The following is an 8,298-nucleotide window of genomic DNA, read 5'->3' on the forward strand; positions in this document are numbered from 1 at the left end:
GCCCCCCCCGGCCCCGCCGGCCCAGTGGACGCCGCCACCGCCCGGAGCCGCCGGGGGTCCGCTGCTGGCGCCTAGGCCGTGGCAGGAGCAGCCGAGGTCCAGTAGCTGAAGACCCCCGTCCGGTGCAGCGAGGCGAGGTAGCCGACCTCGTCGGCCGGGTCGATCCAGACCACGTTGCCACCGACCCGCGGGTACCTGGTGTGCGGGGCGTAGTTCGTGGTCACCAGCACCAGCGGCAGCTGCGGCAACCAGTCGGCGGCGCGACCCGGGGCGTCCGGCAGCTCCAAACCGAGCGACACCGACTTGTCGGTGGTCAGGATGTCGGCCAGGGCCGCCTGCCCGGGATCGGACTGGTCGAACTCGCCCTGGGCGATCGCCTGCTCCAGCTGCAGCCGCTGCACCAGCCCGGCCACCTGCTGGGCGTGCCGGATCCTCGTCCGGCGTCGGGCCTGGGCGTCCAGCTCCTGGTAGCCGGGCAACAGCTCCGACAGCACCTCGGCGGCAGTGTCGGCGTAAACCGTGCTGCCGTCGTGCAGCACCATCACGTGGTTCCACTCCCCGCCATCCGGGTGCTGTGGGTGGTGGCCATGGCAGGTCTCGTGGTAGTCGCGCTGCTTCACCCAGCCAGCGTAGCCACCGGCCGTACCGGCCCGGCCTGGGCCCCGGTGGTGCCCGGTGGCTACGATGTCAGCCATGAGCGTGGCTGACCGTCCTGTCCTTGGCATCGATATCGGCGGGTCCGGCATAAAGGGGGCACCGGTCGACCTGACCACCGGCACGCTGGTGGCCGAGCGGCTGCGCATCCCTACCCCGCGCAAGTCGACCCCGCAGGCCTGCGCCGACATCGTCGCCAGGATCGTCGAGCGGTTCGCCGACCAGATCGGCGACCAGCCGATCGGCATCACCGTCCCGGCCCCGGTGGTGCACGGTGTGGTGCCGATGATGGCCAACCTCGACCCGTCCTGGGTCGGCTGCAACGTCGACGAACTGTTCAGCCAGCGGCTGGGCCGGCAGGCGATGCTGGTCAACGACGCCGACGCCGCGGGCCTGGCCGAGGTGCGCTACGGCGCCGCCAAGGACAACTTCGGGCTGGTCATCGTCACCACACTGGGCACCGGCATCGGTTCGGCCGTCATCCACGAGGGCCGACTGGTGCCCAACTCCGAACTGGGGCACCTCGAGATCGGCGGTCTCGACGCCGAGTCGCAGGCGTCCGCCGCCGCCAAGTCGAAGGCCCGGCTCAGCTACAAGCGCTGGGCCCGCCGGCTGCAGGTGTACTACTCGACCGTCGAGATGCTGTTGTGGCCCGACCTGTTCGTGGTCGGTGGCGGGGTCTCCAAGAGGCATGAACAGTTCCTGCCGCTGCTGCAGCTGAACACCCCGATCGTGCCGGCCAAGCTGTTCAACGAGGCCGGCATCGTGGGTGCCGCCACGGTTGCGATGAGCCTGCCGGTCAATGTGCCGACCAGCCAACCCGGCCGGCAGCCTGTCGACATCCGGCTGTGGGACGACCCCCCCGCGCCTGCGGCGTCCGAACCGGAGCGCAAGAAGCGTGGCGGGCGGCGGAGCCGCAAGCAGAGCGCCTGATCACATCCGATCTGGCGCAACGATGCCCAGCAGGTCGAGGCCGGCGGCCAGCACCTGCCGGGTGGCCGCCACCAGCGCCAGCCGGGACGCCCGCACCTCACCCTCGCTCTTCAGCACCGGGCACTGCTCATAGAACGTCGAGAACAGGGTGGCCAGCTCGAACAGGTAGGTGCACAGCTTGTGCGGGGTCAGGTCGTCGGCGACCACGTGCACGGTCTCGCCGAACCTGGTCAGCCACAACGCCAGCTGCTGCTCGGCCGGCTCGGCCAGCACGGTGATGCCCTGGTAATCGTGGCCGCGCGCCGCCGCCTCGCGCAGTATGCCGGCGCAGCGGGAGTGCGCGTACTGCAGGTAGGGGCCGGTGTCGCCGGTGGTCTGGGTCATCCGCTCGGCGTCGAAGACGTAGTCCTTCTGCAAACTGTTGGACAGGTCGGCGTACTTGATCGCGGCCAGCGCGATCTCGGGGGCGGCGTGCTCCTCGGCGGCGTCCAGCAGTGAGTCGAGGGTGACGGTGCCGCCCTCGCGGGTCTTGATCGGGGTGCCATCGGGGCCGAGCACCATGCCGAAGCCGGCGTGTTCGGCGACCACGCCGTCGGGCAGGTAGCCGGCCATCCGGGCTACCTCGAACGCCAACTCGAAGTGGCGGCGCTGGCGGGCGTCGGTGACGTAGATCAGCCGCCGCGCCTCCAGCTCGTCCACCCGGTAACGGATCGCGGCGATGTCGGTGACGTCGTAGCCGTAGCCGCCGGCGGAGTTGCGGATGATGGCCGGCGCGTCGAAGCCCTCGGCGAACACCACCAAGGCTCCGTCGTCCACCCGGGCGATCCCGCGCTCCTCCAGGTCGGCAGCGATTGCGTCCAGCATGGCGTTGTAACTCGACTCACCGGCCACGTCGGCGTCGGTCAGCAGGACGTTCATCCGAGCGTAGGTGCGGTTGAACCCGGCCAGCGAGATCTCGATCAGCCGCCGCCAGGCCTGGCGCGTGGCGGGGTCGCCGGACTGCAGCTTGACCACCCGTTCGCGGGCGCGTTCGGCGAACGACTCATCGGCCTCCAGGTGCGCATTCGCCCGGCGGTACAGTTCCTCCGCGCCGGCCAGGTCGAGGGACGCCAGGTCAAGACCCTCATCCAGCACCTGCTCGATCAGCATGCCGAATTGCCGCCCCCAGTCGCCGACGTGGTTCTGGGCGATGACGTCGTGGCCGACGGCGGACAGCACCCGGTTGAAGCAGTCGCCGATGATGGTGGAGCGCAGGTGGCCGACGTGCATCTGCTTGGCGACGTTGGGCGAGGAGTAGTCGATCACCACCCGCTGCGGTTCGGCCACCCGACGGATGCCCGCCTGGGGGTCGGCCAGCTGCGCGGTGACCGTGTCGCCCAGCACGTCGGAGCGGATCCGCAGGTTGATGAACCCGGGCCCGGCAACCTCGGGCGGTTCGCAGAGGTCAGCCAGGTCGAGCTGGCCGACGATACGCTCGGCGACTTCGCGCGGCTTGGCGCCCTCCTGCTTCGCAAGGCGCAGCGCCACGTTGGTCTGGAAGTGACCGAACTGCGGTTTGGTGGCCGGACGCAGCTCGGGATCAATCCCGGCCACGGCCTCGATACGCTGCGACAACTGGGAGGGCAAAGAAGACATGTGGGTCATTGTGTCACGGCGCCAAGGCGGCCTCGAACACCCAAGTACGGTGGGGGGATGGCTGCGAAAGGACGTGACGTGACCCAGATCCCGCAAGTTCGGCTATCCGACGGCCACCAGATGCCCCAGCTGGGTTTCGGCACCTGGGACCTGAACGGCGAGGTGGCCCAGCGCGCGGTCACCCGCGCGTTGGAGGTCGGCTACCGGCACCTCGACATGGCGACGCTGTACCGCAACGAGGCCTGGATCGGACGGGCGCTGGCGGCGTCCGGCATCGCCCGCAACGAGCTCTTCCTGACCGGCAAGGTGCACCCGGACGATTTGGCCCCCGCCGCCGCCCGGCGGGCGCTGGAGACCACGCTAACCGACCTGGGCGTCGACCACCTCGACCTCTACCTGATCCACTCCCCCGGCGTCCGCAGGTACGGCAACGCCTACATCACCTGCTGGGACGCCCTGCAGGAGTTCCGCGACGAGGGCCTGACCACCTCGATCGGCGTCAGCAACTTCACCGCCGACCACATCGCGGCGCTGCACGGGATGGCACCGGTGGTGAACCAGGTCGAACTGCACCCCACCTACAGCCAGCCCGAGCTGCGCGCCCAGATGGCCGACCGCGAGATCGCCGTCGTCTCCTACAGCCCGCTTGGCCAGGCGTCCGACCTGACCGACCAGGTGGTGCAGCAGATCGCCGAGACGGCCGGACGCACACCCGCCCAGGTGGTGCTGCGCTGGCACCTGCAGCACGGCCTGACACCGATCCCGAAGTCGTCGCACCCCCAGCGCATCGCCGACAACCTCGACGTCTTCGACTTCGAGCTGAGCCGCGAACAGATGGGGCTGATCGACTCGCTCAACCGTCCCGACGTCGACTGAGCGGGCTCACAGGCTGACCGGGGTCGCCGTCCGGTTGGCGTGCCGCCCCATCCCGCGGTAGTTCCAGCCGGCCTCGATCCAGCGGGCCGGCTCGAGCACGTTGCGGCCGTCGATGATGTTCGGGGTGCGCACCAGGTTGCGCAGCTCGACCGGGTCGAGCTCGCGGTACTCCTGCCACTCGGTCAGCAGCAGGACGACGTCGACGTCCTGGACCGCCTCGGCCACGGTGTCGACGACCTGCAGGTTCGGCCGCTTGTGACGCAGCGCGTCCGCGGCGGCCGGGTCGGTGATGACCAGATCGGCCCCCCGCGACCAGATCTGCTGCGCCACCTGCAGGGCCGGTGAGTCGCGCAGGTCATCGCTGTTGGGTTTGAACGCCGCACCGAGCACGGCGACCTTGTGCCCGACGAACCGGCCGCCGAGCAGCTTGGACGCCATCTCGACCGCCTTGTCGCGCTGCCGCAGGTTGATCGCGTCCACCTCGCGCAGGAAGGTCAGCGCCTGGTCGACCCCGAGCTCGCCGGCGCGGGCCATGAACGCCCGGATGTCCTTGGGCAGGCAACCACCGCCGAACCCGACCCCGGCGCGCAGGAACTTGCGGCCGATCCGGTCGTCGTAACCGATCGCCTCCGCGAGTTGGGTGACGTCACCGCCGGTGGCGTCACACAGCTCGGCCATCGCGTTGATGAAGCTGATCTTGGTGGCCAGGAAGCTGTTGGCGGCGACCTTTACCAGTTCGGCGGTGGCGTGGTTGGTCAGCAACCGGGGCGTCCGGTCGCCCAGCAGCTCCTGGTAGCACTCGTCCAGGCAGCGCCGCCCGATCTCGGCCCGTTCGGGATCGTCGGGCAGCCCGTAGACGATGCGGTCGGGGGCCAGGGTGTCCTGCACCGCGAAGCCCTCGCGCAGGAACTCCGGGTTCCACACCACGACCAGGTCCTTGCCGGACTCATCGCAGATCTGCTGGATCCGCTCGGCGGTGCCCACCGGAACGGTCGACTTGCCGGCGATCACCGCCGGGCCGGCGCTGGTGCCGACCACTTCGATCAAGGTGTTCACCGCCGACCGCACGTAACTCAGGTCGGCGGCGTTGCGGCCAGCCAACTGCGGCGTCCCGACCGCGATGAAGTGGACCTGCGCGTCGGCGATGCAACTGGCATCGGTGGTGAACCGCAGCCGGCCGGCGGCCAGCTGGCTGGTCAGCAGCTCGGGGAAGTCCGGTTCGTAGAACGGCGGCACTCCCGCGTTCAGGGAAGTGACCTTCGCCTGGTCGACATCGAGCCCGATCACGTCGTGTCCGAGCCTTGCCATGCAGGCCGCGTGCACCGCGCCGAGGTAGCCGCAACCGATCACTGAGATACGCACGTGAATACCCTAACCCGCCGCGGGTTGGCTGGCGGTTCAGTAGTGCCGGGCCAGCGCCTCCTGCACCGCCGGGTCGTAGCCGGACTGGCCGACCTCACGGCTGATCACGACGTCGTAGACCATCTTGATGTTCGCGCCCAGCTCCCGGCGTTCGTAGCTGCGCCAGGTGTCGTCCTTGGCCCGGGTGTCGTCGCCGACGCCGATCGCGTCCACACCGACCAGCCGGCAGGTCGCCACGGTGCGCGGCACGTGGTAGCTCTGGGTCACCACGGTCAACTCGGCCACCCCGAACCGCTCCCCCGCCCGGACGCAGGACGAGAAGGAGTCGTTGCCACCGGTGTCCTCGACAATGTCGGCGGGGTGCACGCCGTTCTGCTCAAGATAGGCGCGCATCACCGCCGGCTCGTTGTCGCTGGTGCTGCCCGAGACGATGAAGACCAGCGCCTTGCCCTGCCGCCAGAGTTCCAGCGCCAGGTCGAGCCGGGCCTGCAGGTAGGGCGAGGGACTCAGCCCGTAACGGGTGGCGGCGCCCATCACCAGCACCACGTCACGCCCAGGCGCCTCGTCCGCGCTGGTCCAGGTGCGACCGACGGTCAGCAACTGGACCAGCAGCCATGGCCCACCCACGACCAGCGTGGCCAGGAGCAGAAGGGTGAGCATCAGGCGCCAGAAAATGCGCATACTGCCCACCCTATGTTTTCGGCTCAAGCCCTCAGTTGCGCCGGTTCGCCCGGTAGTAGTCGATCAGGTTCCGGGTGGACGCGTCCTGGGCGTTCAGCGCGTCATCGTCGCCGGTCACCGCGGGCGCGATCTGACTGGCGAGCACCTTGCCCAGCTCGACACCCCACTGGTCGAACGAGTTGATCCCCCACACGACACCTTCGACGAAGGTGATGTGCTCGTACAGCGCGATCAACTCGCCCAGCACCCGCGGGCTCAGCTCGGGGGCCATGATCGAGGTGGTCGGCTTGTTGCCCGGGAAGACACGGGCCGGCACGATCTGCTCGGCGGTGCCCTCGGCGCGCACCTCGTCCTCGGTCTTGCCCAGCGCCAGCGCGGCGGTCTGGGCGAAGAAGTTGGACAGGAACAGCGCGTGCACGTCGTTGCCGCCCTCGCGCAGCGCGTGGGCCGGGGTGGCCACCGCGATGAAGTCGGCCGGGATCACCTTGGTGCCCTGGTGGATCAACTGGTAGAAGGCGTGCTGGCCGTTGGTGCCCGGCTCGCCCCAGAAGACCTCACCGGTCTGGGTGGTGACCGGCGAGGAGTCCCAGCGCGTCCGCTTGCCGTTGGACTCCATGGTCAACTGCTGCAGGTAGGCGGCGAAGCGGTGCAGGTACTGGGCGTAGGGCAGCACCGCGTGCGACTGGGCGCCGTAGAAGTTGTTGTACCAGACGTTGAGCATGCCCATCATCACCGGCAGGTTCTCGGCGAACGGGGCGGTGCGGAAGTGCTCGTCCATGGCGTGGAAGCCGGCCAGGAAATCGCGCCAGTTGTCGGGGCCGAGCGCGATGACGTCGGACAGGCCGACCGCGGAGTCGACCGAGTAGCGGCCGCCGACCCAGTCCCAGAAGCCGAACGCGTTGTCCGGGTCGATGCCGAACTCGGCGACCTTCTCGAGGTTGGTCGACACGGCCACGAAGTGGCGGCGGATGGCGTCGGCGCGGGCCTGTTCGCTGCCGTCGATGATCTCTGCGCCCTGCAGCGAGTTGATCAGCCAGTTCTTCGCCATCCGGGCGTTCGTCATGGTCTCCAGCGTGGTGAACGTCTTGGACGCCACGATGAACAGCACGGTCTCGGGGTCGACGTCGTGGGTCTTCTCGAACATGTCGGCCGGGTCGATGTTGCTGATGAAGCGGCACTCGATGCCGGCCTGCTTGTACGGCTTGAGGGCCTCGTAGACCATCACCGGGCCGAGATCGGAGCCGCCGATGCCGATGTTGATGATGGTGGTCAGCGGCTTGCCGGTGACGCCGACCCACTCGCCGTTGCGCACCTTGTCGGCGAACGCATAGATGCGATCCAGCACCTCGTGCACCTGCGCCACCACGTCGGTGCCCTCGACGTTGAGGGACGCGTCGGCCGGCAGTCGCAGGGCGGTGTGCAGGACCGAACGGTTCTCGGTGGTGTTGATCCGTTCACCGGCGAACATGGCGTCGCGGTGCTCGGCGACACCGACCTGTTCGGCCAACCTCACCAGGGCATCGCGCACTTCGTCGGTGAGGTAGTTCTTGGACAGGTCGGCGAACAGGTCGGCGGCGCTCAGCGAGAAGCGCCTGGCACGATCGGGGTCTTCGGCGAACCAGCGCCGGAAGTCGACGTTGGTCTGGTCATGGAGCCGGGAAAGGTCGGCCCACGCCTGGGTAGTGGTGGCATCAACCGGAGTACGCATGGGTCTACTTAACCACCACAACCTGCCTGCCAATGGCAAGCACCGACAGATGCCGCTGCTCAGGCCACCCGGCGCATAGCGTCGATGGAGTAGCCGCTGATCGAGTCGACGGTGACGCCGACGCCGTAGGTCGCCGAGTGCACCATCTGGCCGTTGCCGATGTACATGCCAACGTGCCCGCCACCGTAGGAGATGATCAAGTCACCGGGCTGCAACTCGGCCTGCGAGACCGCGTAGCCGGCCGACATCATCGCGCCACTTGTGCGGGGCAGGCTGATGCCCACCGACTGGTAGGCGGCGACCATCAGGCCGGAGCAGTCGTAGGCGTCCGGGCCGGTGGCGCCCCACGCGTAGGCCTTGCCGACCTGGGCCAAGGCGAAGCCGACCGCGCCCTGGGCGCTGCCGCTGGCGTAGGACGGGGCGGGTGCCGCGGCCGAGGTGCTCGGTGC

At 69.0% G+C, this 8,298-nt stretch carries 8 protein-coding genes; 2 read left to right on the forward strand and 6 right to left on the reverse strand.

What is annotated here, in order from left to right:
* Positions 1 to 71: 71 nt before the first annotated feature.
* Positions 72 to 620, reverse strand: coding sequence for a hypothetical protein (locus WBL05_RS04265; protein WP_424223990.1), 549 nt, complete (start codon positions 618 to 620; stop codon positions 72 to 74).
* 73 nt (positions 621 to 693) lie between these two features.
* Here WBL05_RS04265 and ppgK point away from each other — a divergent pair, with 73 nt between their 5' ends.
* Complete coding sequence (gene ppgK, locus WBL05_RS04270) at positions 694 to 1,587, forward strand: polyphosphate--glucose phosphotransferase (protein WP_424223992.1); 894 nt, start codon at positions 694 to 696, stop codon at positions 1,585 to 1,587.
* Here the strand turns inward: ppgK and argS are convergent, their stop codons facing one another.
* Entirely contained in the window at positions 1,588 to 3,222 is a 1,635-nt protein-coding gene (gene argS / locus WBL05_RS04275) for an arginine--tRNA ligase (RefSeq protein ID WP_424223994.1), read from the reverse strand.
* A gap of 57 nt (positions 3,223 to 3,279) precedes the next feature.
* Here argS and WBL05_RS04280 point away from each other — a divergent pair, with 57 nt between their 5' ends.
* Complete coding sequence (locus tag WBL05_RS04280) at positions 3,280 to 4,098, forward strand: aldo/keto reductase (RefSeq protein ID WP_424223996.1); 819 nt, start codon at positions 3,280 to 3,282, stop codon at positions 4,096 to 4,098.
* 6 nt (positions 4,099 to 4,104) lie between these two features.
* Here WBL05_RS04280 and WBL05_RS04285 read toward each other — a convergent pair whose 3' ends face one another.
* From WBL05_RS04285 to WBL05_RS04300, 4 genes are all read right to left on the reverse strand, one after another.
* On the reverse strand, positions 4,105 to 5,460 hold the full coding sequence (locus WBL05_RS04285; protein ID WP_424223997.1) for a UDP-glucose dehydrogenase family protein: 1,356 nt from the start codon (positions 5,458 to 5,460) through the stop codon (positions 4,105 to 4,107).
* A 36-nt stretch (positions 5,461 to 5,496) separates the two neighbouring features.
* Complete coding sequence (locus WBL05_RS04290; protein ID WP_424223998.1) at positions 5,497 to 6,141, reverse strand: SanA/YdcF family protein; 645 nt, start codon at positions 6,139 to 6,141, stop codon at positions 5,497 to 5,499.
* A 31-nt stretch (positions 6,142 to 6,172) separates the two neighbouring features.
* The gene (gene pgi, locus WBL05_RS04295) at positions 6,173 to 7,849 is read right to left on the reverse strand and encodes a glucose-6-phosphate isomerase (protein WP_424223999.1); all 1,677 of its coding nucleotides are present in this window, start codon (positions 7,847 to 7,849) and stop codon (positions 6,173 to 6,175) included.
* A 59-nt stretch (positions 7,850 to 7,908) separates the two neighbouring features.
* Positions 7,909 to 8,298, reverse strand: a 390-nt coding sequence (locus WBL05_RS04300; RefSeq protein ID WP_424224000.1) for a C40 family peptidase, incomplete at its 5' end; no start/stop codon positions are given.

Origin of the sequence: Brooklawnia sp. (assembly GCF_049651565.1) — a bacterium.
In the GTDB taxonomy this organism is placed as follows: domain Bacteria; phylum Actinomycetota; class Actinomycetes; order Propionibacteriales; family Propionibacteriaceae; genus Brooklawnia.

Bases quoted from the DNA above. Each gene is read 5' to 3' on its own strand.
- argS (WP_424223994.1), bottom strand. From the start codon at position 3,222: ATGTCTTCTTTGCCCTCCCAGTTGTCGCAGCGTATCGAGGCCGTGGCC.
- ppgK (WP_424223992.1), top strand. From the start codon at position 694: ATGAGCGTGGCTGACCGTCCTGTCCTTGGCATCGATATCGGCGGGTCC.
- pgi (WP_424223999.1), bottom strand. From the start codon at position 7,849: ATGCGTACTCCGGTTGATGCCACCACTACCCAGGCGTGGGCCGACCTT.
- WBL05_RS04280 (WP_424223996.1), top strand. From the start codon at position 3,280: ATGGCTGCGAAAGGACGTGACGTGACCCAGATCCCGCAAGTTCGGCTA.
- WBL05_RS04290 (WP_424223998.1), bottom strand. From the start codon at position 6,141: ATGCGCATTTTCTGGCGCCTGATGCTCACCCTTCTGCTCCTGGCCACG.